The sequence below is a fragment of the Allobosea sp. 05T433 genome (assembly GCF_056396065.1).
Genome location: NZ_JBFTKS010000003.1, coordinates 252,984 through 276,026 on the forward strand (window position 1 = coordinate 252,984; position 23,043 = coordinate 276,026).

The window sequence follows — 23,043 nt, forward strand, 5'->3', positions numbered from 1 at the left end:
GTAGCGGAACGTCAGTGAGGCAAAACGCGCGGAATCACCACTCGGTTGCTTCGAGCTCACGCCGAAGTGAAACGATCGCCTGGGTCTCGTCGAGCGCGACGTCGTCGCTGGTCACGGCCTGGCCGGCCGCGACATCCCGTTCGAGCTTGACGCCATGCGCGAGCCCGATCGGCAGGGCGCGGACTTCGCGGCTCGCCCGCGCCGGCATCAAGCGGCCATAGACCGTGTATCCGCCCTCCCCGTCCAGCATCTCGCCGGCCTTGAGGTCACGCTTGGCCACCGCAGCAGCGTCTCCGCGCCACTCGCGGGTGCTGCCGGTCGGCTCGCCGCGCAGGGCCGCGTTGAGGACCGACATCGAAAGCTCCAACCCGATCAGGTGGAACGGCTTGTACATCGCCGCATATTGGCCGGTGGAATCGGTCGGCAGGCCGTATTGCTTGAAGCAGGCCGCGGCGTAGTCGTTCGGCGCCTTCAGCACGACATAGACGCCCCAGCGCAGGTCGCGAAACACAGGCCGCCCGTTACGCTCGAGCGAAGACACCACTTCGACCATGCCGTCGCGATCGAGTTGCCCCCCGACCGCCTTCGGCCGCAGCACATGGGCAAGGTCGTCGACGCCGACGGGCGGGAACGCGAGGCCGGCCTCCGGCACGTCGAGCCCGCAGGCATTGGCGATCGCCGCCATCTCTATCGCCGACTTCGTTCCATCGAGGAAGGAGTTGAACATTTGCGGGTTCATGCCCGCCGCCTTGGCCGCCTCGGGCGTCAGCCCGTAATGGGTCCAGACATCGTCCGGCGTGACCTGATGGTAGGCCGGCAGATATTTCGTGCCCTTGCCAGCCGCGGCAACCGTGAATCCGGTCGCACGCGCCCAGTCGACCATCTCCGAGACAAGCGCCGGCTGGTCGCCATAGGCCATGGAATAGACCACGCCCGCGGCCCGAGCACGGGTCGCGAGCACCGGGCCGACCAGCACGTCAGCCTCGACATTGACCATCACCACATGCTTGCCGGCGGTGATCGCCGCCAGTGCATGGTGTGCGCCGGCGGCCGGATGGCCGGTTGCCTCGATGACGACCTCGATACCGTCCATCGCAGCCGCCTCGGCGCCGTCCGCGACATAGCGGGTCGCCTCGATGCGGGCCTCGTCCCAGCCGACCTGCCGGCACGCGCGCTTCGCCCGCTCGGGATCGAGATCGGCAATGACAGCGACCTCCAGCCCCGCAATATGGGGCACCTGCGACAGGAACATCGAGCCGAACTTTCCGGCCCCGATCAGTGCGACGCGTACGGGCTTTCCTGCATCGCGGCGGGTGGCGAGAAGTGGCATCAGATTCATGACGACGCTCCGGTGTTCAATGATCTCGGGCAGAGTCACGCGCGTCGATCCGGCGACAGCGACGCCGCCAGCCCGGATCCGTCATGGGATGCACGACGGATTCGGGGCTCGAGCGGCCAGGCCACATGCCCGGAATGACGGAGGCGGACTGAACGATAACGCCGGTTATTCCGGCTTCACGCCGGCATCGGCGATGATCTGCTTCCAGGTCGCGATCTCCTGGAGGTGATAGGGCTTGAACGCGGCGGGATCGCGCACCTTCAGTGTGAAGCCGAGCTTGAGGATCGCCTCGGTTATGGCAGGCTTGGCGATCGAGGCCATGACTGCCTTCGAGAACGTGTCCAGGATCGGTTGCGGAACCGCGGCAGGTGCGAAGAATGCCGCCCAGGAATCGGCGTCGGCATTGCTGACCCCCTGCTCGCGCAGGGTGGGGATATCCTTGGCGCGCGGATTCCGCTCCGGGCTCGCCAAAGCCAGCGCGCGCATGCTGCCGGCGTTGATCTGCTCCAGCACGCTCGGCAGCGTCGAATTGGCGATGTCGATGCGCCCGCCGATGATCTCCTGCACCAGCGGCGCGGCGCCGCGGAAGGGCACATGCGTCATCTTGATGCCGGTGCGCTGCATGAACAGCTCCATCGCCAGATGCGAGCCGGAGCCGACGCCGGTGGAGCCGTAGTTCAGCTTGTCGGGATCCGCCTTGGCCAGCGCGATCAGCTCGGCAATGGTCTTGGCCGGCAGGTCGTTGCGGACGACGAAGGCGTGCTCGAAGGCGCCCACGCCGCAGAGCGGCGCAAAATCCTTCACCGCATCGTAGCCGGGCTCCTTCAGCAGGAACATGTTGTTCCCATGCGTCTGGTTGTTGCCGAAGATGAAGGTGTAGCCGTCCGGTTCCGCCTTGGCCACGGCGCGCGTGCCAACCGCCCCCGATGCACCGGCACGGTTGTCGACCAGCACGTTCTGGCCGATCGAGGTCGAGAGATCCTGCGCGACGAAGCGGGCAATGGCGTCGGTCGGTCCACCCGCCGGATAGGGAACGACCAGCGTGATCGGCTTCGACGGAAACGTCTGCGCCCGAACGATGGCCGGAGCAAAGGCGGCACCGGCAATGATGCCGAGCGTGGTGCGGCGGGTCAGCGACATGAAAGTCCTCCGGGGTGCCCGATTTGGAGACTGGGCTTGCCGCGAGAATTACGGGCAAAGGCGCCATGCGTCCAGCGGCAGGTGCCGGCGCCACGGGAGGCTGTAGCCTGCGCTCAGCGAGCAACGGGGAACGAGCCGCCCATGACCATCCGCATCGAACGCGACGGTAAGGTCGCGACCGTCATCCACAGCCGCATCGAGGCCCGCAACGCGATGGATCCCGACAGCGCCGAAGCGCTGACGGCCGCCTTCCGCGAACTCGACGCCGATCCTGAAACCGGCGCGATCGTGTTCTGGGGCGAAGGCGGCGCCTTCTGCGCCGGCTGGGACCTGAAATATGCGCAGGCCTTCACCGATGCAGAGCGCTTCCGCACGGAGATCGTCGAGGGACTGGCTTTTCCCCACGGCGGTGGCCCGGCCCCACGCGGCCCGATGGGCCCCTCGCGGCTGGAGATGGGCAAGCCCGTGATTGCCGCCATCGAGGGCCCGGCCGTCGCTGGCGGGATGGAACTCGCACTTTGGTGCGATGTCCGGATCATGGCCCAGGACGCCTATTTCGGCGTCTATTGTCGGCGCTGGGGTATCCCGTTGATCGACGGCGGCACGGTGCGCCTGCCCCGCCTTGTCGGCCAGGGCCGTGCGCTCGAGATCATCATGACCGGGCGCAAGGTCGCAGCCGACGAAGCCCTGCGGATCGGGCTCTGCGAGACAGTGGTCCCGCGCGGAGAAGCCCGCGCCGCCGCCGAGGCAATGGCGCAGCAGATCGTCCGCTTCCCACAGGGCGCCATGCTGGCCGACCGCCGCAACGCGATTGCCGGGCACGGCCTCGGCGTCCGCGAGGCGCTGGCGCGGGAATGGGCTGGAGCCGTCGAGACCATCGTCAAGGAAGGTGCGGCCGGAGCCGGACGCTTCGCCGGCGGCAAGGGGCGTGGCGGCGACTTCGAGGATATTTGAAGGCTGCCTCTGTCTCGGCCGGGCCGGAATGGCACGCGGTTTCAGCTCGGTCGCCAGGCCCTACTCGCCGAACCCCGCCCGCTTCAGCCGCTGCACCGCGACGTCGAGTGCCTGCAGGAAGGCTGACCGGTCCTTCTGCGAGAAGGGTTTCGGCCCGCCGGTCACCGCCCCGGCGGCACGCAGATCCTCCATCATGTCGCGCGTCGCCAGCGCCATGCCGATCGAGGCTTCGGTGAAGGGTTTGCCTGTCGGCCCGATGACATCGGCTCCGGCCTTGATGCAGCGATCGGCAAGCGGGATGTCGGAGGTGATGACGATCGCACCGCGCGCCACCCGCTCGGCAATCCAGTTATCGGCAGCATCGAACCCGTCGGATACGATCACCCGTTCGATCCAGCTCTCCCGCGGCACCATCATGAAGCTGTTGGCGACAACGAAGACCTTGAGCCCATGCCGCTCGGCCACGCGATACACCTCCGGCTTCACCGGACAGGCGTCGGCATCGACATAGATCGCGATGGTGCTGGGGCTTGGTTCCATGGGGGTCAGCGCATCGCAGGGAACGGCAGGGCATGCAAGGACGGCTTTATGCCGGCCTTATGCGGCAGCGCGTCTTCCACATCGCAAGCTTAGCGGGAGCGGACCTACATCTCGACCATCGATGGAGGTCGAGATGACGACTGATACCGCCTACGCCCATACCTCTCACCAGCGCCGCGCCCGCGCGGTCTATCGCACTGTGGCGAAGAAGCGGCCGGCGACCGGCCTGCTCGCGGCAGAGCTTGCTGCACTGGCCTGCTTTGCGCTCGCGGCCGCCGGCTTCATCGGCCTGCGCGCCTGGCTGTTCCTGCCGAATTGAGCGCTGCGACATGGGACAATCCACGCCGGTCCAGCCGCTCGAAGGAGCGAGCCATCTCTTCCTTGTCGGGCAGTCGAAGCACGGTTTCTGGGTCGCCCGCGACCTCGAAGGCCAGTCTGAAGGCATTTTTCGCGAGAAGAAGGATGCGGTCCGCTTCGCCATGTTCGAGGGCGGCCATCCCAACGCGGTGATGCTCTCGCCCAACGCGGTCGAGCCCAGCTTCGGCATGGGAGTACGCTGATCCTGATCCAGTCTGACGATGCCGTATCTGCTTCGGCCGGGCGCAAGCCCGGCCGCTTGCTTCATGACACCGGCCATTCCCTTTGGGACCACATCTCGACCGTTGAAGCGGCCGACCGAAAGAACCTGCAACGGCCGATGGACCGGCGACTTGAAAGGGAACTCTACGCCATCTTCCTCGCAGCAGCCGGGGCGCTGATCGATCAACTCGTCGAGGTCGGCATCGACGATCCCGGCGATATCGCCCGGCGGCTGAATCGTCGCGGCTTTCCCTGCTGGGGCCGTCCGCGCTGGAGCACGGGAAGCGTCGCAACGATTACGCGGCGCCGGCGCATGGCGGAGGCGCATGATGATGTCGCCCAAGCATCAACCGGGCGACGCGAGATATCCCGAGAAACCGCGTGCACTTCGGCCGGCGCTGGCCTAGGCTCGAACTCTGCTTCGATGTGACAGAGTCCGGCTACCGCCCGGGCCGACCGCGGCAGCCGAAAGCCGGCCGCAGAATGACCGAAGACAGCACGAGTTTCACTGCACAGCGCCGCTTTCGCGCAACCACTCCGAGTATGTCGGTATCCGACCAGGACTGCCGATCTGCCCGTTGACCTGAGAAGGGGCGCAGCCCGCGCCCCTCGAAGCGAGGAATGAGACGATGGCAAAGGGTGAACAACGCGGCAACCGCGAAGCCAAGAAGCCGAAGAAGGACAAGCCGAAGGTCTCGGCAGCGGCCCCTTCGACCTTCGCTGCCGTGGTCGCAAAGGCCGCGGCTCCGCAAAAGAAGAAGTGAGGCGCCGGCAGCCGCTGCCCTGCCTCGCAGGGCCGGCTTTTCCCGACCGCAACGCACCGCCGACAGGACACAGATGATACGCTTCAGGACGATCGAACCGGAGGCGGCGGCGAAACTCACTGCGCCGTCGGCAGCCTCCGCTCAGCCCGCATCAGCCAAGGCCGGGGCACTGGCGGCTGGCTCCAGCAGTGCTGAGGCAGCGGCACAGGAGCTGCCTCAGCAGAAGCCCGTCCGGGCGAAGAAGCAGGGCGCAGCCCGGCTCTTCGACGAATAGCTCCGGGGACCTGCTCGTCAGGCCTCGATGACTTCGTCGGTCCAGACCCTGAAACCGACCAGCGTGTTCGGCCCGAAGGTGGTCGTGATGGCGACATCAGCCGCGTCGCGGCCGCGCGCGATCAGCACCCGGCCGATCCGCGGCACGTTATTGCGCGGGTCGAACATCTCCCAGCCACTGCTCAGGTAAGCCTCGAAGGACGCTGCGAAATCGCCCGGCGGAAACGGGGGAGGCGTGCCGACGTCGCCGAGATAGCACGTGCAATAACGCGCCGGGATGTTCATCGCCCGGCAGAACGCGATCGCGAGATGCGCATAGTCGCGGCAAACGCCACGCCCCTCGCGATAGGCCTCCGACGCCGTCCGCGTCACGCTCGCATCATTGTAGTCGAAGGCGATGCGCTGGTGCACGAAGTCGCAGATCGCCTGCACACGCGGCGCGCCCGGCAGCACATGGCCGAAGAGCTGCCAGGCCAGATCGAGCAAGCGGTCGCTGTCGCAGAAGCGACTGGCGAGCAGAAAGACCAGGCACTCCTCCGGCAACAGCTCGACCGGGACCTGCCCTGCGTCGTGGCGGAGCGTTTCAGGCAGTCCGCTGTCGTTGATCACGGCATCGGCCGAGATTCGCACGCGCCCTTGCGGCGCCACCAGCCGGCTGCACCAATTGCCGAAACCGTCGCGATAAGCGCTGACGCGGACCGGTGGATCCAGGCGCATGTGGTCAGGCTCGTCCAGCTCGGACACCCGGCTGAAATGCACATGCAGCATCAGGATCATGGGGGTTGGTTGCGGAAAGTCGTAATCGAGCTCGTAGCCGATCCTGAGTTTCACGTGATGCCTTCTGCGCGACACTCCGCGCTGGTCACTGGTTGCGCCCCCAAAGGGGCGTCCGGCACCATGCACCTTTCGGGCCGGGATGGCACTGATGGGCGTGGCCCTCCCTCGCCAGCCCGTGCGAGGCGCATCATTCACATTGCTGCTGCCAGCCATGACGCACTCTTGCTTGCGGTGCCGGCTCGCGCGCCCTAAACCACGCGCGCGCCATGTGGCGCTATCCGAAAGCTCCGCCGGAGATCGATCATGGCCTTTCTTGCCGATGCCCTGAAGCGCGTGAAGCCGTCCGCGACCATCACCATCACGCAGAAGGCGCGCGATCTGAAAGCCCAGGGCAAGGACGTGATCTCGCTTTCGGTCGGCGAGCCGGACTTCGACACGCCCGATAATATCAAGGAAGCCGCCATCGCCGCGATCAGGCGCGGCGAGACGAAGTACACGCCGGTCTCCGGCATTCCGCAGCTGCGCGAGGCGATTACCCGCAAGCTGAAGCGCGAGAACGGCCTCGACTACAAGCCGAGCCAGACGATCGTCTCCACCGGCGGCAAGCATGTCATCTACAACGCGCTCCTCGCCACCCTGAACCCCGGCGACGAGGTCGTCTGCATCTCGCCCTACTGGGTCAGCTATCCCGAGATGGTTGCGCTCTGCGGCGGCACGCCGACCTTCGCCGAGACCCGCATCGAGAACGAGTTCAAGCTCCAGCCGGAGGATCTCGAGAAAGCGATCACCCCCAGGACCAAGTGGGTCATCCTGAACTCGCCTTCGAACCCGTCGGGCGCCGCCTATAGCCATGCCGAGATGAAGAAGCTCACGGATGTCCTGATGCGCCATCCTCATGTCTGGGTGCTGACCGACGACATGTACGAGCACCTGGTCTATGGCGACTTCCAGTTCGTCACGCCCGCTCAGGTCGAACCCGGTCTCTACGAGCGCACGCTGACCATGAACGGCGTCTCGAAATCCTACGCCATGACCGGCTGGCGCATCGGCTACGCTGCCGGCCCGCAGCATCTGATGAACGCCATGGACCTCGTCCAGGGCCAGCAGACCTCCGGCACCTCGGCGATTTCGCAATGGGCGGCGGTCGAGGCGCTCGACGGTACGCAGGAGCACATTCCGGTCTTCCGGAAGGCCTTCGAGCGTCGCCGCGATCTCGTGGTCTCGATGCTGAACCAGACGCGCGGCCTCAAGTGCCCGACGCCGGAAGGCGCGTTCTACGTCTATCCCGATTGCACGGCGCTGATTGGCAAGAAGCTGCCGAACGGCAAGGTGATCGAGACCGACGAAGACCTCGTCATGGGCCTGCTCGAGACGGAAGCCGTCGCGGCCGTCCACGGCTCCTCCTTCGGCCTTGGGCCCAATTTCCGCATCTCCTACGCCACCTCGGACGAGAAGCTGGAAGAAGCCTGCCGCCGCATCCAGCGCTTCTGCGCCGAGCTGCGCTGAGCCAGCGATCGTGAATTGCCGCGGGCGCGCCACTCGGCTAGCGCTTGCGGCATGAACCGCCGCTCCTTTCTGATCCTGACGGCCGCCCCGCTCCTCGCGGGGGCGGCCGTGGCGCAATCTGGGCCTCCGTCGCTCTCCGTGCGGCAGGCCTATGACGGAGCCAAGGCCGGCACGCTGATTCTCGTCGATATCCGGACACCAGAGGAATGGGCCGATACCGGCGTGCCGGTCGGCGCCATCAGGTTGGATATGGAGGCCAGCGCCTTCGAGGCGCGGCTTGCCGCGCTACGGCTCGAGAATCCCGGCAAGACCATCGCGCTGATCTGCCGTACTGGAAACCGCAGCAGCTCGCTGCAGCGCAAGCTCGCCGGCCGCGGCTGGCGTGACATTGTCGATGTCCGCGGCGGCCTGCTCGGCAATCCCGGCGACAAGGGTTGGCTGGCCGAGCAGTTGCCGGTGACGGCCTATCCCTGAGATCTGCGGCCCGAAAGCAGGTCCGGCCGCCTTTCGCGCGTGATCGCCTCAGCCTGCTCGCGCCGCCAGCGGGCGATGCGAGCGTGGTCTCCCGACAGCAGCGCCTCGGGCAGCCCCCTGCCCTCCCACTCGCGCGGGCGCGTATAGTGCGGATATTCGAGCAGGCCGTTCTCGAAACTCTCCTCCGAACCGGAGGCTTCCTTGCCCATCACGCCGGGAATCAGGCGCACGCAAGCATCCAGCAGCACCATCGCCGCCATCTCGCCGCCGGAGAGGATGTAGTCGCCGATCGAGACCTCGGTCAGGCCGCGCCCCTCGATCACCCGTTCATCCACGCCCTCGAAGCGCCCGCAGACGATGACGACGCCATCGCCGGCCACCCAATCGCGGACCTGGCGCTGATCCAGCCTGCGCCCGCGCGGGGACATCAGCAGGCGCGGTCTTGGATCGTCGACCGGAACCGCCGCATCGATCGCAGCTGCCAGCACGTCGCAGCGCAGCACCATGCCAGCACCGCCGCCAGCCGGGTTGTCGTCGACATTGCGATGACGGCCGATGCCGTGGTCGCGGATCTGGTGGGTATCGAGCTGCCACAATCCCTTGCGCAATCCCTCCCCCGCCAGGGAAGCACCGAGCGGGCCGGGAAACATCTCGGGATAGAGGGTCAGGATCGAGGCGCGAAAGCTCATGCCGAAGCAAAGCGCAGCGACGGATGCCCGTCCAGCGCTGCGAAATCCCTGGCACTGCCGATGACATTGTCGAAGCCGGAGAAGGCCCCCGCCTCGAGCATCGTCAGGATCGCGACGGCCCGCATGCCGGCACGCTTCGCGGCCTCGACGCCCAGCGGCGCGTCCTCGAAGACGAGGCAGCTTTCGGGAACCACGCCCATGCGCTCGGCGGCCGCCAGGAACATGTCGGGATGCGGCTTGCCCCGAAACCCCTGCGATGGGGAGACGATCGTGGCGAAGCGCGAGCGCAGACCAAGCGTATCGAGCACGAGGTCGATATTGGCCGGCGGCGCAGCGGAAGCGACCGCCATCGGAATCCCGGCAGTCTCGGCTCGCGCCATCAGATCGAGCAGCCCCGACAACGCCGCGACATGGGGGCGATAGGCCGCGCGATAGAGTTCTTCCTTGCGCAGGCCGCGCGCTTCGAGCTCAGCATCCTCAGCCTCTGGGAAATAGGCAGAAAGGATTTCGAGATTGGCCTTGCCGGCGGTGCGGCTGAAGAAGCTTGCCCGGTCGAAGGCGAGGTTCTCGGTCTTGTGCCACGCCTCCCAGGCATCATCGTGGAAGCGCATGTTGTCGACGATGGTGCCATCCATGTCGAAGATCAGGGCGCGGATCGAGGTCTCACTTGTCATCGACATCCTCAAACAATCCGGCCGGAGGGTCCGCTTCGATGCGTCGCGCTGCAATGTCGATTCGGGGTGTGAAGGCCTTGGTGAACGGCATCAGCACGGAGCGGCCATCCGGAGTGCGGATGTCAAGCAGGTCGCCGGCGCCATAATTGTCGACGGACGTGACCTCGCCGAGAGGCTCGCCTTGCGGCCCGACCACGGAACAGCCGACCAGATCGGCCTGGAGGAACTCGTCCTCATCATCGGCCGGCGGCAGGTTTGCTCGCTCGGTATGGAGCTTGAGCCCAGTCAGGGTTTCGGCCGCCTCGCGGCTGGTCACGCCCTTCAGGCGGGCAATGACCACTTCCTTGGCGGGCCTGATCTCCGCGATTTCGAAACGGCGGCCGTGATCGTCGATCAGCGCGCCATAGGCCGCGATATCGAGCGGATCGGCCGTGAAGGCCTTGATCCGCACCTCGCCTTTGACGCCATGCGGCGCCCCGACGATGCCGAGCAGGACGAGTTCGTTATCAGCCATCAAACGCCATTCCGGGTCACCGCGAAGCGAGCAGCCCGGAACCCATAATCACCAAGGAGTAAAGGAAGAAATCGGCGCGGCCGCCCCGAAAGGCGGCCGCGTCTCAAAAGGTTCACTCAGCAGCTTCAGCCGGAGCAGCGGCCTTCTCGGCCTTCTTCTCGGCGCGCTCCTTGGCCTTCTCGCCGGGAACGGCCTTCGCCGGGTTGTTGCGGGCCGGACGCTTCAGCAGGCCAGCAGCGTCGAGGAAACGCAGGACGCGATCGGTCGGCTGGGCGCCCTTGGCGAGCCAGGCCTTGGCCTTCTCGAGGTCGAGCACGACGCGCTCCGGCGAATCCTTCGCCTTCATCGGATCATAGGCGCCGATCTTCTCGATGAAGCGGCCATCGCGCGGCGAACGGGCGTCAGCGACGACGATGCGGTAATAGGGGCGCTTCTTGGCGCCGCCGCGGGTGAGGCGGATCTTCAGGGACATGATAATCTCCAGTCAGTTCAGGTTTGCAGGCTTCTGTTTCGCAGGCTCGGCAGCCGGATGCCGGTAGATGCCGACCTCCCAGCCACGGATCACGAAGGGTTTCTCGAATCTGGCGCCGAGACGCTCGGCAACCTGGATCGAGGGTCGATTGTCGGGGTGGATGAAGCTCATCAGCGTCGTCCAACCCAAGTCACGATAGGCATAGTCACGAGCGCGCAGCGCAGCTTCGGTCGCGTAGCCGCGCCCATGCTCACCGGCGAAAAGGCTCCAGCCGATCTCCGGCTCGGGCCAGCCTTCCGGCGAGAGCAGCCCACACCAGCCGACGAGCCGGCTGTCTTCCTTGGCCTCGAGGGCCCAGAGACCGAAACCCAGCAGGGACCAATGGCCGGCCATGCTGGCAAAGCGACGCCACGAATCCTCGCGCCCGCTGGCGCCACCGACGAAACGGGTCAGCTGCTCGTCGCCCAGGAACGCGGCCACGCGATCGAAATCGCCCTTGGCCCAGCCGCGCATCACCAGGCGCTCGGTCTCGAGGACGGGGATCACTTCTTCTTCCCGCCGAACGGATTGCCGCCGAGACCAGGCAGGCCGCCCAATCCGGGCAGTTTCGGCATCATGCCGGCGGGCGGCGTCACGCCCTTGGGCAGGCCGGGGAAACCGCCCGGCGGCAGCGAAGGCAGCCCGCCGCCAGCGCCGAGCTGCTTCTGCAGATCCGCGAGCTGGGCCGGGTCCATCTTGGACGGATCAGGCATGCCCGGCGGCAATCCGCCGCCGCCCATGCCGAACATCTGGCCAAGCTTGCCGAGCATGCCGCCCTTCTGCTTCGACATCGCCTTCATTGCGTCGGCCATACCGCGGTGCATCTTGAGCAACTTGTTGATCGACTCTGCCGAGGTACCTGACCCTGCCGCGATGCGCTTCTTGCGGCTGTTCTTGAGAAGGTCGGGGTTCTTGCGTTCGGCCGGCGTCATCGAGTCGATCGCCGCGATCATGCGCTTGAACATCTGGTCGCCCACGCCAGAACTGGCGAGCTGGCTCTGAGCCTGCTTCATCCCGGGCAGCATACCCATGATGCCGCCGAGCCCGCCCATCTTCTCCATCTGCTGCAACTGCGTGCGCATGTCGGAGAGATCGAAATTGCCCTTTGCCATGCGCTGGGCGACGGCCTGCGCCTGCTCGGCATCGATCGTCTCGGCCGCCTTCTCGACGAGCGAAACGATGTCGCCCATGCCGAGGATACGATTGGCGACCCGCGAGGGATGGAAATCCTCGAGGGCATCGGTCTTTTCGCCCGTGCCGACCAGCTTGATCGGCTTACCGGTGACGGCACGCATCGAGAGCGCCGCGCCACCGCGCGAATCGCCATCCATACGGGTCAGCACGATGCCGGTGAGCCCAACGCGCGCGTCGAAGGCACGCGCCGTATTGACCGCGTCCTGGCCGGTCAGCGCGTCGGCGACGAGCAGCACCTCATGCGGGTTCGTCGCAGCCTTCACATCGGCGACTTCCGCCATCAGCGCCTCGTCGAGCGTGACGCGACCGGCGGTGTCGAGCATGACGACATCGAAGCCGCCGAGCTTGCCGGCCTCGATCGCGCGGCGCGCGATCTGGACGGCCGACTGGCCGGCGACGATGGGCAGTGTATCAACACCGACCTGCTGGCCGAGGATAGCCAACTGCTCCATGGCAGCGGGGCGGCGCGTGTCGAGCGAGGCCATCAGCACCCGCTTCTTGTGCCGGTCGCTGAGGCGCTTGGCGATCTTGGCGGTCGAGGTCGTCTTGCCCGAGCCCTGCAGGCCGACCATCAGGATCGGCACCGGCGGCACCGAATCGAGCGTGATGCCTTCGCCCTCGCCGCCAAGGGTGTCGATCAGGACGTCGTTGACGATCTTGATGACCTGCTGGCCGGGCGTGACCGATTTCAGAACCTCGGCGCCGACCGCGCGCTCACGTACCTTGTCGGTGAAACTGCGCACGACCTCGAGCGCGACATCCGCCTCCAGCAGCGCGCGGCGAACCTCGCGCAGGGCTGCGTTGACGTCGTCCTCGGTCAGCGAGCCCCTGCGGGTCAGGCCCGAGAGGATGCCGGAGAGTCTGTCGCTCAATGTGCCGAACATGCGGCCCCTTGTCGGTTTTGTACGGCTCTTTCATCCAACAGAACGGACATCACCCCCAAGCGGTTTCGCGCCCGAGGGCGCAGACGCGCTGTCGGGCGTTGACCTCCGGGCTCTCATGGCTCATGCGAGCGGCCCGGTCGGCGGATGCGGTCTCGTCGATGTCGGYGAAACGAATGCTGGGGTTAAAGCGTCAGAATGTGGCGAAAGTCAAGATTGCGGACGCATGGTGGCAATCTCGCCGCGATTGACCGCTAGCTGATCTGACCCGATCAACAACAGAATCGTCCTGATCGCATGACCCGAACCGCTGCTGCCGCCCTTCTCGCCACCGCCCTCCTGACCGCTGGCTGCGCCACCGAACCACTGCGCACGGGCCCCATCAATCCGAAATCCGCCGAGAAGCTGGCCGCGGTACAGGTCGACCGCGCCGCAGCAACGCGAATCCTGAACAACTATCGCGCCAGTCTCGGCCTCGGCCCCGTGCGGCTCGACCCCGCGTTGACGGCGATGGCCCAGCGCCAGGCCGACGCGATGGTCGCCGGCAACGCGCTCTCGCACGATGTCGGCGGCAACTTCACGGCCCGCGTGCACGCGGCCGGGCTGAATACGGGCCGTGCAGCCGAGAATCTGGGAGGCGGCTACTATTCAACCGAGGAGGCTTTTGCGGGGTGGCGTCAATCGTCGGGACATGACGCGAATTTGCGCATGCCCGAGGCGACGCGCTTCGGCATTGCGCTGGCAAAGGACCCACGCACTCAGTACCGCGCCTATTGGGCCCTGGTTGTCGCAGCTGACCCGCAGCCCCGTAGGACGGTAGACGCCGGGCCGCTCGTTCCGGTGGAAAGTTTACGCAGGGTTCGCGCTGAAGGTGACAGGCAGATTGCAGGGCGGTAGTTGTCGCGTCCCCCCTTTTGAATACGGATTGCGAGATGCCTTACGCTGCGCCGAAATTGATCGCCCTTGCGGCAGCCTCCCTGTTTGTCGGCCTGTCCCAGGCTCAAGCTCAGGCCCAACCCTGCGCCAGCAACTTCAAATCGGCCGGTGTTCCGATGCTCACCGCCCTCACCTACCGGACCTGGGATCTCATCCCCAACCGGGCGCCGGCCGTGGTGCTGCCCGCGCTTGCCAGGGCCGTGGCGGCCGACGGCTTCGACGGCATCCAGGTCGACAAATCACTCGGCACGATTTCCGCCCTCCAGGAAGTGACCGGATCCGGCCGCCCGCAAACGCTTCGCGTGACCGCGCGCCCGAGCGGCAAGGGTACGCGGGTCGACATCGTCTTCACCGTGCAGCCGGGACAGATCGCGGAGGAAGGCGGCACCCGCGCGGCGATGTGCAAATTCATCTCGAGCGCTCGTCGCTGAGGCCGCATTACGCGCCTCGTAGCGGCCGCGGCGGCTGAGGCTGCGGCGGCCTCTTTACAAAGTCTCGCGCCTCGGGATTGCTCGGGCTGCAACCTCGGGAGCCTCGCCATGACCTTCGAAGCCTGGGCCGCCTTCGCGGCCGCAACCGCCGTCCTGCTCGTTATCCCGGGCCCCACGATCCTGCTCGTGATGTCCTATGCCCTGGGCCAGGGCTGGCGCACCGCCTTCCCGATGGCAGTCGGCGTCGCGCTCGGCGATTTCACCGCAATGACGCTCTCGATGCTCGGGGTCGGCGCTTTGCTGGCAGCCTCGGCGACTGTGTTCACCGCGCTGAAATGGGTTGGCGCAGCCTATCTCGTCTATCTCGGCGTGAAACTCTTCCGCGCCGGCGGCAGCCTGAATGCCGAACCCCGCAAGGATGCTGCCTCGGCCTTGAAGATGCTCGGCCATGCCTGGCTGGTGACAGCTCTCAACCCGAAGAGCATCACCTTCTTCGTCGCCTTCCTGCCGCAGTTTCTCGACGCCAAGGCCGATTTCTGGACACAGATGCTGATCTTCGAGGCAACCTTCATCACGCTCGCCTTCGCCAATGCATTGGGCTACGCGCTGATCGCCTCGCGTGCCCGTTCGGTGGTCAGCAATCCGCGTGCGATCGGCCTGTTCAACAAGGCTGGCGGAACGCTCCTGATCGGTGCCGGCATCGCGACCGTGGCGATACGCTCGGGCAACCACTGATAATGGGCAGAGCCAGCATGCGCGACGGCAAGGACAGCCACACGCTCGATTTCTACGCGAGCGAGGCCGAAGCCTATGCGTCGCGCGGCCAGGCGGCGAGCCGCGCGAAGCTTCAGGGCTTCATGTCGTTGCTGCCGCCCGGCGGACGCGTGCTCGAACTTGGATGCGGCGCCGGACAGGACAGCGAGGCGCTGCTGGCGCAGGGCTTCGACGTCTTGCCGACCGATGGCTCTCCAGAACTCGCGGCACAGGCAGAGCGCCGCCTCGGTCGTCCGGTGGCTGTCCTCCTGTTCGAGGACCTCGCCGAGCATGAGGCCTTTGACGGAATCTGGGCCAATGCCTGCCTGCTCCACGTCCCCCGTGCGGCCCTGCCTGCCATGATCGCACGCGTGCATGCCGCGCTGAAACCTGGCGGCGTCTTCTATGCCAGCTTCAAGGCTGGAGAGCAGGACGGCCGCGACCGCTTCGGCCGCTATTTCAACTACCCGTCGCCCGAATGGCTGCGCGGCGCGTACGGCACTGGGCGCTGGTCCAGGCTCGACATCGTCGAGGAAATCGGGAGCGGCTATGACCGCGAGCCCACCGATTGGCTGCATGTCACAGCGTTCAAGATGCCGTGACGATGCGGTTTCCTGTGGGCGGGGCCCTCTTTCCGGGGCAGGATCGCAGGGCTTGATCCCGCCGCAACAGGCCCCACTTCTCCCGCCATGAACCGCCGCAAACTCCTCTCTCTTCTCGGTGTCTCCGCTTTGCTCAGCTCGACTGGCATGGCCTGGGCCGCATTCTCACGCTCGCGCAACCCCTATTACCAAGGGCCGGTCAGCGAGAATTTCGACGGACTGCGCTTCACCGATGGCCGGCCGGTCAACAAGGGCCTGCTCGACGTCCTGAGATGGCAGACCTCGAAGCGCGAGCGTGAGGCCTTTCCGGCGCATTACCCGGCCCCGACGCAGGACAAGCCACCTGCGCGTGTCGAGGGCCTGCGCATCGTCCATCTCGGCCACGCCTCGTTCCTCTACCAGATCGCCGGGCTCAATGTGCTGGTCGACCCGGTCTATTCCGAGCGCGCCAGCCCCTTCTCCTTCGCTGGCCCACGACGCGTGAACGCTCCGGGCGTCGCCTTCGACGACCTGCCGAAGATCGATGTCGTGCTGATCACGCATAATCATTACGACCATCTCGACCTCGCGGCACTCGACGCGCTCCACCGGCGCGACAAGCCGCGCATGATCATGCCGCTCGGCAACGACACGATCATCCGCGCCCGCAATCCCGCCATCCACGCCGAGGCCTATGACTGGAAAGCGAAGGTCGCCCTGTCCGACGCCGTCACCGCGACATTGGTTCCGACCTATCACTGGTCGGCGCGCGGCACGCTCGACCGCCGCATGGCGCTCTGGTGCTCCTTCGTCATCGAAACCCCACTGGGCAAGGTCTTCCATATCGGCGATACCGGCTATCACGATGGCTCGCTCTACGAGCGGCTCGGTGCCGAGCATGGCCCGTTCCGCCTGGCTGTGCTGCCGATCGGCGCTTACGAGCCGCGCTGGTTCATGGGCGACAACCACATGAATCCGGAAGAAGCCGTCAGGGTCATGCTCTCGCTACGCGCCGAGCAGGCGCTCGGACACCACTGGGGCACATTCCAACTGACCGACGAAGGCATCGAGCGTCCGCCCGAAGCCCTGAAGCTCGCCCTTGCGCAAGCGAACCTGCCCGAGGAGCGCTTTCGGCCGATGCGCCCCGGACTGAGCTGGAACGCCTGAGGACGATCTGCTGGCGGCACATCGCGACCGGCTGAGAGCTGCCGGCCGAAGCAAGGTGCTCGCTAAAGCCGAAGCCTATTGCGGTTGCACGTAGACGTTGATCTCGAGGTTCGGATCGCCCGGGTCCTTGAGATCGGTGACATATTCCTCGAGGAAGGCGTCCTTCACCTTGATGTTCTTGGCCTCGAGATAGGCCGTGATCGTCTCATAGGTGGAATCGATGTCGTCATAGGGCGCCGTATGCACGAAACGCAGCGAGAGCCCAGCCGGGCTCGTGCTCGACCGCACGCCATTGGCGAGCGGCACCGCACCGTCCGGCGCCCGGTCCACAGGCAGCATCGCCTCGAAGCGGAAGCCGCTATCGTCCGTCTCGATGAAGAGCGTCAGCGGCCGGCCGGCGACCGAAAGCGCCGATCGTGAGGCCTGCTCGCGCAGGATACGGAAACTCTCGACCAAACGCTGGAAGCCCTGATCCCAGCTCGACTGGCCAGAGATCGCGAGCACCGGCTTAGGCACCAGTTGCACCTCGTCGACATCGCTCGGGTCGCCCGGTTTGCCCGCGAGCGTCGCGTTCGGGTCGGGCACAACGGTCGACTGCCGCTGCTGCGGTGCGACCGGTGGAGCGGGAAGCGGCGGAGCAGGCGGAGCCTCCGGCGTGGCCGGGGCAGGGACCAGAGGCGGAGGCGGCGCGGGAGGTGGCGGCGCAGCGCCCTGCGGTATCGGCCCGCTTGGCACCGGCTGGCCCGCCGATGGCGGCGGCGTCACAGGCGGCGCCGGTAGCGGCACGGGCGGGGGCGTCAGGCTGTCTGCCGGGGCCTGTGTCGGCACCTGCACGGGCACGGCCTGGACGGGAGCCGGGCTCGGCGATGCGGCGCCCGGCGGCGGCGCAAGGGGAGCAGCCTCCACCGGCGTGGGCGGAGCCACCCGGGTTTGTGCGATGGCGAGGGAGCCGGCGGCGAACACGCCTGCGACAGCCAGAATTCCAACCCGGAAATGCCGCATCATCTTAGCCCTGACAGAGAGGAGCGATTCGCGCCCTTGCGCCGCAGCATAGAATGTCCGTGAGCGCGCAGGAACGGCTGGAAGGGTGGCTTTTTCGCGTCAGCTCCCTCATATAGCCGCTCTTTGTTGGACCTGTGACCAAATGAACGCATTGGCGCATCGCCGGTTCCTGAAAATGAACGGGCTCGCCAACCAGATCACCGTGCTCGACCTGCGCGGCACCAGGCTGAAAGTCAGCGAAGCGGAGGCGCGTGCCATCGCCGCGGAGCCGCGCGCGCATTTCGACCAATTAATGGTGCTGCACGATGCGCGCACGCCCGGCACGGATGCCTTCATCCGCATCTACAACACGGACGGCTCGGAAGCCGGCGCTTGCGGCAATGGCACGCGCTGCGTCGCCTGGGCCATGCTGGCCGATCCCCGGATGGGTGACAGTAACCGGAGCGAGCTGCTGCTGGAAACCAAGTCGGGACTGCTCCCCGCCTCGCGCATCGACGATCTCGTCTTCACCGTCGACATGGGCCGACCGAAGCTGGCCTGGGACGAGATCCCGCTGGCAGATCCGTTCCACGATACCAGCCGCTTCGAGCTGCAGATCGGGCCGATCGACGAGCCGATCCTGCACACGCCTTGCGCGGTCAATATGGGAAACCCCCACGCCGTCTTCTTCGTGGACGATCCCTACGCCTTCAACCTGGAGCAGATCGGGCCGCTGCTCGAAAACCACCCGATTTTCCCTGATCGGGCCAATATCGAGTTGGCCGCGGTGAAGGCTCCCGACCATATCGTGCTGCGCGTCTGGGAACGCGGGGCGGGCATCACCCAGGCTTGCGGCTCCGGCGCGTGTGCCGCGCTCGTCGCCGCTGTGCGGCGCGAATTGTCGGCGCGCAAGGCGGTGGTCAGCTTGCCGGGCGGCGATCTCATCATCGAATGGCGCGCAAGCGACGACCATGTCCTGATGACCGGCCCAGTCGCGTTCGAGTGGGAGGGCGTGCTCGAGCCGGCGCTGTTCGAAAGCGCGACTTGATGACGCTCGAAGTCGTCACCTTCGGCTGTCGCCTCAATATCGTCGAGAGCGAGGCAATCAGGACGCAGGCGGAGGCAGCCGGCCTTGGCAACGTCGCGATCGTCAACTCCTGTGCCGTGACGACGGAGGCCATGCGGCAAGCACGCCAGGCCGTCCGGCGTCTCAAGCGCGAACAGCCTGACAGGCCCGTCATCGTGACCGGATGCGGCGCGCAGGTCGAATCCGGCGTCTTCGCGGCAATGCCGGAGACCGCGCGCGTCCTCGGCAACGCCGAAAAGATGCGGGCCGAGACCTGGATATCGCTCGCCCGTTCGAACAGCCTGGCCTCGGACGCCGAGGTCAATCCCGAGGACAAGACGACCGTCTCCGACATCATGCGCGAGACCACGCTGCAGACGCTGTCGCCCAACGCCTTTGCAGCCCATACCCGCGCCTTCGTTCAGGTCCAGAACGGCTGCGACCATCGCTGCACCTTCTGTGTCATTCCTTATGGCCGGGGCAATTCACGCTCGCTCGGCGTCGCAGCGGTCCTCGGCCAGTGCCGCAAGCTGGTTGAGAATGGCGCCCGCGAAATCGTGCTGACCGGCGTCGACCTGACGAGCTATGGCCGGGACCTGCCGGAGCTCCCGACGCTCGGCGAACTCGTGCAGACCATCCTGCGCGCCCTGCCCGCCCTGCCGCGCCTGCGCCTCTCCTCGATCGACGCGGTCGAGGTCGACGATGCGTTGCGCCAGGCCATTGCGACCGAACCGCGGCTGATGCCGCATCTGCATCTCTCGCTCCAGGCCGGCGACGACCTCATCCTGAAGCGGATGAAGCGGCGCCATTGCCGCGAAGACGCCGTCCGGTTTTGCGCGGAGATGCGGGCGCTGCGCCCCGACATCGTCTTCGGCGCCGATCTCATTGCCGGGTTTCCGACCGAGGATGAGGCGATGTTCGCCCGCTCGCTCTCGCTGATCGACGAATGCGGCCTGAGCTATGTTCACGCCTTCCCCTATTCGGCCCGGCCCGGCACCCCGGCCGCCCGAATGCCGCAACTGCCCGGCGAGATCGTCAGCGACCGGGCCGCACGCCTGCGCGCCGCGGCACAAGCCGCCCATGCGCGCCATCTGCAGGCCCGTATCGGCCGGCCGCTCAGTGTGCTGACGGAACGCGGCAATACGGGCCGCGCCGAGGATTTCACGCTGCTCCGTTTCGCGCGCGATGTGGCGGCCGGAGAGATCGTCGAAGCCTGCGCCACCGGCGCCAATGGCAATGCCCTGCTGGCAGCCTGACGGCGAAGGCGCAGAACGGCGCGATCAGTGCACCATTCCGGCTACGCGGTGGACCTGATTGTTGCAGTACCCGCGCGGATTCCAGGGCGTCTCGAGTGGCTGAACCCGGCCTTCGACATCCCGCGCGCGAGCCATAATCGTCACCGGCCCCGCCACGGCAATGGTCAGCATCGTCTGGAAACGGCGCCAGGCGAATGCGCCTTCCGCCGGCTCGAGTGCGACGTCGCACCAGGTTTTGCCGCCATCGGACGATAGGTCCATCGCCGCTATCGGGACCGCTCCGCTCCAGGCAAAGCCGCGAACCGCGAATGGCGTTCCGGCCACAGCCGTGAAGCCCTCAAGGGGCGCCGTGACCAGCGACTTCACAGGCATGTCGGTGAGCACGGCGAACAGGCTTTCGTCTATCGCTTCACCCGGGCGCATCGGCACGACCGGCATGCGATAATCGGTGCCCCGCATTTTCTCGCCGTCATGCTCGCGAGGGCGGATGGTGATCCGATCCAGCCATTTCTGCCAGGCAGAGCCCGGAAAGCCGGGCGCGACAATGCGCAGCGGTCCGCCATGCAGACGCGGCAACGGCTCGTCATTCATCGCGAAGGCGACAAGCGTCTCATCGCTCATCGCCTTGGCGATCGGCAGGCCACGCGAGAGCGCGTCCTTGGTTTCGTCCTTGATCGCACGGTCGGGGCTGTAATGCGCCGTATAGACAGCGCTGGGCAGCAAACCCGCATGAGCCAGCAGGTCCTTGAGCCGAACCCCGGTCCAGCGCGCGCAGCCCACCGCGCCGAGCCGCCATTGCAACCCGTCGGTCCTGGGCGAGAACTGCACGCGCCCGTTGCCGGCGCATTCGAGCACGGCGGTGACGGTGACGGTCTCGAACTCGCGCTGCAGTTCCTGAAGCGTCCAGGTCGCCGGCCGCTCGACCTCCCCGTCGAGCGTCAGCGTCCATGCTTCAGGGGCAGCAATCTCAGGCAAGGCGCCATTGTCGCGAATGAAGAAAGCATCGACCGGTGTGATCGGAGTATCGAGCAGCCCGATCGCCGGCTCGGCATTCAGCGCCTCCTCGTCATGGACATAGAGCCCGGGCTTGAGGCGGCGCAGCAGCGGCAGTTCGATGAGTCGACGGGGCAAATAGCTGCCTTGTTCCGAGCGGGCGGGAAGGTCGGCGCTGCACGATCACGGCCACCGGATTCCGTGCAAACGCTAGTCAAACCCACCCGCTCGATCAAGTCGTGCCGTTCAGCCCTTGGCCGTGACCTCCTCGCGCAGGGCGCGGCGCAGCACCTTGCCGACATTGGTCTTCGGCAGGCTGTCACGGAAGATGATCTGCTTCGGCACCTTGTAGCCGGTGAGATTGTCCTTGCAGAAGCTGCGCAACTCGTCGGCTGTCAGGCTGGCGTCCCTCTTGACCACGAAAGCCGTCACCGCCTCACCGGAATGCTCGTCGGGCAGGCCGATGACGGCAGATTCGAGCACGCCCGGATGGGTGGCGAGGACGTCCTCGACCTCATTAGGATAGACGTTAAAGCCGGAGACCAGCACCATGTCCTTCATCCGGTCGACGATCTTGATCTGCCCGTCGGGCAACAGAACACCAATATCGCCCGAGCGGAAATAGCCGTCCGGGGTCATCACCTTCGCGGTCTCGTCCGGTCGCTGCCAATAGCCGCGCATGACCTGCGGGCCGCGGATGCAGACCTCGCCCGGCTCGCCCATCGGCATGTCATTGCCGTCGACATCCCGGATCGCGAAATCGGTCGAGGGCAGCGGATACCCGATCGTGCCGGTGAACTCGGCAATGTCGGGCCGGTTGGCCGAGGCGACTGGCGAGGTCTCGGACAAACCGTAGCCCTCGACGATCGGCCGCCCGGTGACCTCCCGCCAGCGCTTGGCGACCACCGCTTGCGTCGCCATGCCGCCCGCCACCGCAAAACGCAATTCCGAGAAATCGACATTCTCGATCTCTGGATGGTTGGCCAACGCATTGTAGAGCGTGTTGACACCGGAGAAGAGCGTGAAGCGGCTCGTTTTCAGGATCTTGATGAAGCCCGCGATATCGCGTGGATTGGCGATCAGGAGCCCCTTTGCGCCGATCCGCAGCATGAACATGCAGCAGCAGGTCAGCGCGAAGATATGATAGAGCGGCAGCGCCGTGACCATGACATGCTGGTAGTCGCTGCGGCCGAGCGGTGGCTCGAGCCCCCAGCCCAGCCAGAGCGCGCATTGCTCGACATTGGACGCGACGTTGTGATGGGTCAGAGTCGCGCCCTTGGCGACGCCGGTCGTACCGCCGGTATACTGCAGGAAGGCGACATCCTCGGGCAGGACGACGACCGGTGTCATCGTCGATGGGCCGGCGAGAATAGTCTTCAGCGGGACCGCGCCCGGCAGGTTGAACGGCTTGACGACCTTCTTGATCCTGCGGGCCACGAAATTGACGATGGCCCCCTTGAAGCCCATCAGGTCGCCGGCCGTCGCCAGGACAATCTGGTCGAGCTTGAGATTCGGTCGGGCCTCCTCGACGACATGGGCAAAATTCTCGATCACCACGAGCACGCGGGCGCCCGAGTCGTTGAGCTGATGGGTCAGCTCACGGGCCGTATAGAGCGGATTGACGTTCACCACCGTGTAGCCGCCGAGCAGCGTTCCGAAGATCGCGGCCGGATTGGCCAGGATGTTGGGCATCATCAACGCGATGCGGTCGCCCTTCTTGAAGCCGCGGGCCTGCAGCCAGGCAGTGAAGGCGCGGGCGGCTTTCCCGACCTCCGCGAAACTGATCGCCTTGCCGAAGCTCTCGAAGGCCGGGCGCGCGGCATAGGTCGTGACGGCATGACTGATCAGATCGGCGAGCGTTCCGACCTTGGCCTGATCGATCACCGGCGGAACCGCCGGCGGATAATGCGCCAGCCAGGGCCGCGGATCCGCTGCTGCCTGTGCGGCGCTCGTCACCTTCATCGTCGCTCCTCCCGTCTCGCAGGCATTTTCCCACTCACGCGAGCGTTTCTGCCTTGTTGTAACCATACAGTGCGGAACGAAAGCGGCGGGCGCAAGCGCCCGCCGCTC

At 66.2% G+C, this 23,043-nt stretch carries 27 protein-coding genes; 14 read left to right on the forward strand and 13 right to left on the reverse strand.

Going from position 1 to position 23,043, the window contains the following annotated elements:
• Nucleotides 1-34 precede the first annotated feature (34 nt).
• Together AC1DGP_RS05440 and AC1DGP_RS05445 are read right to left on the reverse strand one after the other, a co-directional pair.
• The gene (locus AC1DGP_RS05440; RefSeq protein WP_476775164.1) at nucleotides 35-1,339 is read right to left on the reverse strand and encodes an NAD(P)H-dependent oxidoreductase; all 1,305 of its coding nucleotides are present in this window, start codon (nucleotides 1,337-1,339) and stop codon (nucleotides 35-37) included.
• Between the two features lie 165 nt (nucleotides 1,340-1,504).
• Nucleotides 1,505-2,479 (reverse strand): Bug family tripartite tricarboxylate transporter substrate binding protein, encoded by a 975-nt coding sequence (locus AC1DGP_RS05445; protein ID WP_476775165.1) that lies wholly within the window; start codon nucleotides 2,477-2,479, stop codon nucleotides 1,505-1,507.
• 141 nt (nucleotides 2,480-2,620) lie between these two features.
• On the opposite strand from AC1DGP_RS05445, the gene AC1DGP_RS05450 reads away from it, so the two are divergent.
• Entirely contained in the window at nucleotides 2,621-3,433 is an 813-nt protein-coding gene (locus tag AC1DGP_RS05450) for a crotonase/enoyl-CoA hydratase family protein (protein ID WP_476831813.1), read from the forward strand.
• A 60-nt stretch (nucleotides 3,434-3,493) separates the two neighbouring features.
• Here the strand turns inward: AC1DGP_RS05450 and AC1DGP_RS05455 are convergent, their stop codons facing one another.
• Entirely contained in the window at nucleotides 3,494-3,973 is a 480-nt protein-coding gene (locus AC1DGP_RS05455) for a YaiI/YqxD family protein (protein WP_476775167.1), read from the reverse strand.
• 133 nt (nucleotides 3,974-4,106) lie between these two features.
• Between AC1DGP_RS05455 and AC1DGP_RS05460 the strand changes: the two genes are divergently transcribed.
• From AC1DGP_RS05460 to AC1DGP_RS05475, 4 genes are all read left to right on the forward strand, one after another.
• Entirely contained in the window at nucleotides 4,107-4,292 is a 186-nt protein-coding gene (locus AC1DGP_RS05460; RefSeq protein ID WP_441489433.1) for a hypothetical protein, read from the forward strand.
• Between the two features lie 10 nt (nucleotides 4,293-4,302).
• Nucleotides 4,303-4,533 (forward strand): hypothetical protein, encoded by a 231-nt coding sequence (locus AC1DGP_RS05465; RefSeq protein ID WP_441489434.1) that lies wholly within the window; start codon nucleotides 4,303-4,305, stop codon nucleotides 4,531-4,533.
• A 648-nt stretch (nucleotides 4,534-5,181) separates the two neighbouring features.
• Nucleotides 5,182-5,316 carry a hypothetical protein gene (locus AC1DGP_RS05470; RefSeq protein WP_280114129.1) on the forward strand — a complete coding sequence of 45 codons (135 nt, stop codon included), beginning with the start codon at nucleotides 5,182-5,184 and terminating at the stop codon, nucleotides 5,314-5,316.
• A gap of 73 nt (nucleotides 5,317-5,389) precedes the next feature.
• Nucleotides 5,390-5,590 (forward strand): hypothetical protein, encoded by a 201-nt coding sequence (locus AC1DGP_RS05475; RefSeq protein ID WP_441505245.1) that lies wholly within the window; start codon nucleotides 5,390-5,392, stop codon nucleotides 5,588-5,590.
• A 17-nt stretch (nucleotides 5,591-5,607) separates the two neighbouring features.
• Here AC1DGP_RS05475 and AC1DGP_RS05480 read toward each other — a convergent pair whose 3' ends face one another.
• The gene (locus tag AC1DGP_RS05480; RefSeq protein WP_441505244.1) at nucleotides 5,608-6,420 is read right to left on the reverse strand and encodes a transglutaminase-like domain-containing protein; all 813 of its coding nucleotides are present in this window, start codon (nucleotides 6,418-6,420) and stop codon (nucleotides 5,608-5,610) included.
• Between the two features lie 249 nt (nucleotides 6,421-6,669).
• Here AC1DGP_RS05480 and AC1DGP_RS05485 point away from each other — a divergent pair, with 249 nt between their 5' ends.
• Together AC1DGP_RS05485 and AC1DGP_RS05490 are read left to right on the forward strand one after the other, a co-directional pair.
• On the forward strand, nucleotides 6,670-7,872 hold the full coding sequence (locus AC1DGP_RS05485) for a pyridoxal phosphate-dependent aminotransferase (protein WP_476831814.1): 1,203 nt from the start codon (nucleotides 6,670-6,672) through the stop codon (nucleotides 7,870-7,872).
• Nucleotides 7,873-7,923: 51 nt separating this feature from the next.
• Nucleotides 7,924-8,346: a rhodanese-like domain-containing protein gene (locus AC1DGP_RS05490; RefSeq protein ID WP_441489437.1), complete on the forward strand. Its 423-nt coding sequence runs from the start codon at nucleotides 7,924-7,926 to the stop codon at nucleotides 8,344-8,346.
• On the opposite strand, the gene trmD is transcribed toward AC1DGP_RS05490, so the two are convergent.
• The 6 genes from trmD to ffh all read right to left on the reverse strand — a co-directional run bounded on the left by trmD (nucleotide 8,337) and on the right by ffh (nucleotide 12,812).
• Nucleotides 8,337-9,035, reverse strand: a complete 699-nt coding sequence (gene trmD / locus AC1DGP_RS05495) for a tRNA (guanosine(37)-N1)-methyltransferase TrmD (RefSeq protein ID WP_441489438.1) — start codon at nucleotides 9,033-9,035, stop codon at nucleotides 8,337-8,339. The two genes, AC1DGP_RS05490 and trmD, sit on opposite strands and share 10 nt — an antisense overlap.
• Nucleotides 9,032-9,715, reverse strand: coding sequence for an HAD family hydrolase (locus tag AC1DGP_RS05500; protein WP_441489439.1), 684 nt, complete (start codon nucleotides 9,713-9,715; stop codon nucleotides 9,032-9,034). Before AC1DGP_RS05500 ends, trmD begins: the two co-directional genes overlap by 4 nt.
• Nucleotides 9,699-10,223 carry a ribosome maturation factor RimM gene (rimM, locus tag AC1DGP_RS05505; RefSeq protein WP_441505241.1) on the reverse strand — a complete coding sequence of 175 codons (525 nt, stop codon included), beginning with the start codon at nucleotides 10,221-10,223 and terminating at the stop codon, nucleotides 9,699-9,701. The genes AC1DGP_RS05500 and rimM overlap by 17 nt, the downstream gene beginning before the upstream one ends.
• 112 nt (nucleotides 10,224-10,335) lie before the next feature.
• A complete protein-coding gene (gene rpsP / locus AC1DGP_RS05510; RefSeq protein ID WP_043233545.1) occupies nucleotides 10,336-10,695 on the reverse strand; it encodes a 30S ribosomal protein S16 in 360 nt (119 codons plus the stop codon).
• Nucleotides 10,696-10,707: 12 nt separating this feature from the next.
• A complete protein-coding gene (locus tag AC1DGP_RS05515; protein WP_441489441.1) occupies nucleotides 10,708-11,241 on the reverse strand; it encodes a GNAT family N-acetyltransferase in 534 nt (177 codons plus the stop codon).
• The gene (gene ffh, locus AC1DGP_RS05520) at nucleotides 11,238-12,812 is read right to left on the reverse strand and encodes a signal recognition particle protein (RefSeq protein ID WP_441489442.1); all 1,575 of its coding nucleotides are present in this window, start codon (nucleotides 12,810-12,812) and stop codon (nucleotides 11,238-11,240) included. The genes AC1DGP_RS05515 and ffh overlap by 4 nt, the downstream gene beginning before the upstream one ends.
• 294 nt (nucleotides 12,813-13,106) lie before the next feature.
• Between ffh and AC1DGP_RS05525 the strand changes: the two genes are divergently transcribed.
• From AC1DGP_RS05525 to AC1DGP_RS05545, 5 genes are all read left to right on the forward strand, one after another.
• Complete coding sequence (locus AC1DGP_RS05525; RefSeq protein ID WP_441505240.1) at nucleotides 13,107-13,706, forward strand: CAP domain-containing protein; 600 nt, start codon at nucleotides 13,107-13,109, stop codon at nucleotides 13,704-13,706.
• Nucleotides 13,707-13,741: 35 nt separating this feature from the next.
• Nucleotides 13,742-14,176: a hypothetical protein gene (locus tag AC1DGP_RS05530; protein ID WP_441505239.1), complete on the forward strand. Its 435-nt coding sequence runs from the start codon at nucleotides 13,742-13,744 to the stop codon at nucleotides 14,174-14,176.
• Nucleotides 14,177-14,284: 108 nt separating this feature from the next.
• Entirely contained in the window at nucleotides 14,285-14,911 is a 627-nt protein-coding gene (locus AC1DGP_RS05535; protein WP_441505238.1) for a LysE family translocator, read from the forward strand.
• Between the two features lie 17 nt (nucleotides 14,912-14,928).
• On the forward strand, nucleotides 14,929-15,531 hold the full coding sequence (locus AC1DGP_RS05540) for a class I SAM-dependent methyltransferase (RefSeq protein ID WP_441505237.1): 603 nt from the start codon (nucleotides 14,929-14,931) through the stop codon (nucleotides 15,529-15,531).
• Between the two features lie 87 nt (nucleotides 15,532-15,618).
• Nucleotides 15,619-16,677 (forward strand): MBL fold metallo-hydrolase, encoded by a 1,059-nt coding sequence (locus tag AC1DGP_RS05545; protein ID WP_476775169.1) that lies wholly within the window; start codon nucleotides 15,619-15,621, stop codon nucleotides 16,675-16,677.
• Nucleotides 16,678-16,752: 75 nt separating this feature from the next.
• On the opposite strand, the gene AC1DGP_RS05550 is transcribed toward AC1DGP_RS05545, so the two are convergent.
• Nucleotides 16,753-17,682, reverse strand: a complete 930-nt coding sequence (locus tag AC1DGP_RS05550) for a GyrI-like domain-containing protein (protein ID WP_476831815.1) — start codon at nucleotides 17,680-17,682, stop codon at nucleotides 16,753-16,755.
• 139 nt (nucleotides 17,683-17,821) lie between these two features.
• Between AC1DGP_RS05550 and dapF the strand changes: the two genes are divergently transcribed.
• Nucleotides 17,822-18,706, forward strand: a complete 885-nt coding sequence (dapF, locus tag AC1DGP_RS05555) for a diaminopimelate epimerase (RefSeq protein WP_476831816.1) — start codon at nucleotides 17,822-17,824, stop codon at nucleotides 18,704-18,706.
• A complete protein-coding gene (mtaB, locus tag AC1DGP_RS05560; RefSeq protein WP_476775172.1) occupies nucleotides 18,706-19,980 on the forward strand; it encodes a tRNA (N(6)-L-threonylcarbamoyladenosine(37)-C(2))-methylthiotransferase MtaB in 1,275 nt (424 codons plus the stop codon). The genes dapF and mtaB overlap by 1 nt, the downstream gene beginning before the upstream one ends.
• Before the next feature lie 24 nt (nucleotides 19,981-20,004).
• On the opposite strand, the gene AC1DGP_RS05565 is transcribed toward mtaB, so the two are convergent.
• Nucleotides 20,005-21,111 (reverse strand): sulfite oxidase, encoded by a 1,107-nt coding sequence (locus AC1DGP_RS05565; RefSeq protein WP_476775173.1) that lies wholly within the window; start codon nucleotides 21,109-21,111, stop codon nucleotides 20,005-20,007.
• 108 nt (nucleotides 21,112-21,219) lie between these two features.
• Nucleotides 21,220-22,935 carry an AMP-binding protein gene (locus AC1DGP_RS05570; RefSeq protein WP_476768528.1) on the reverse strand — a complete coding sequence of 572 codons (1,716 nt, stop codon included), beginning with the start codon at nucleotides 22,933-22,935 and terminating at the stop codon, nucleotides 21,220-21,222.
• Between the last annotated feature and the right edge of the window lie 108 nt (nucleotides 22,936-23,043).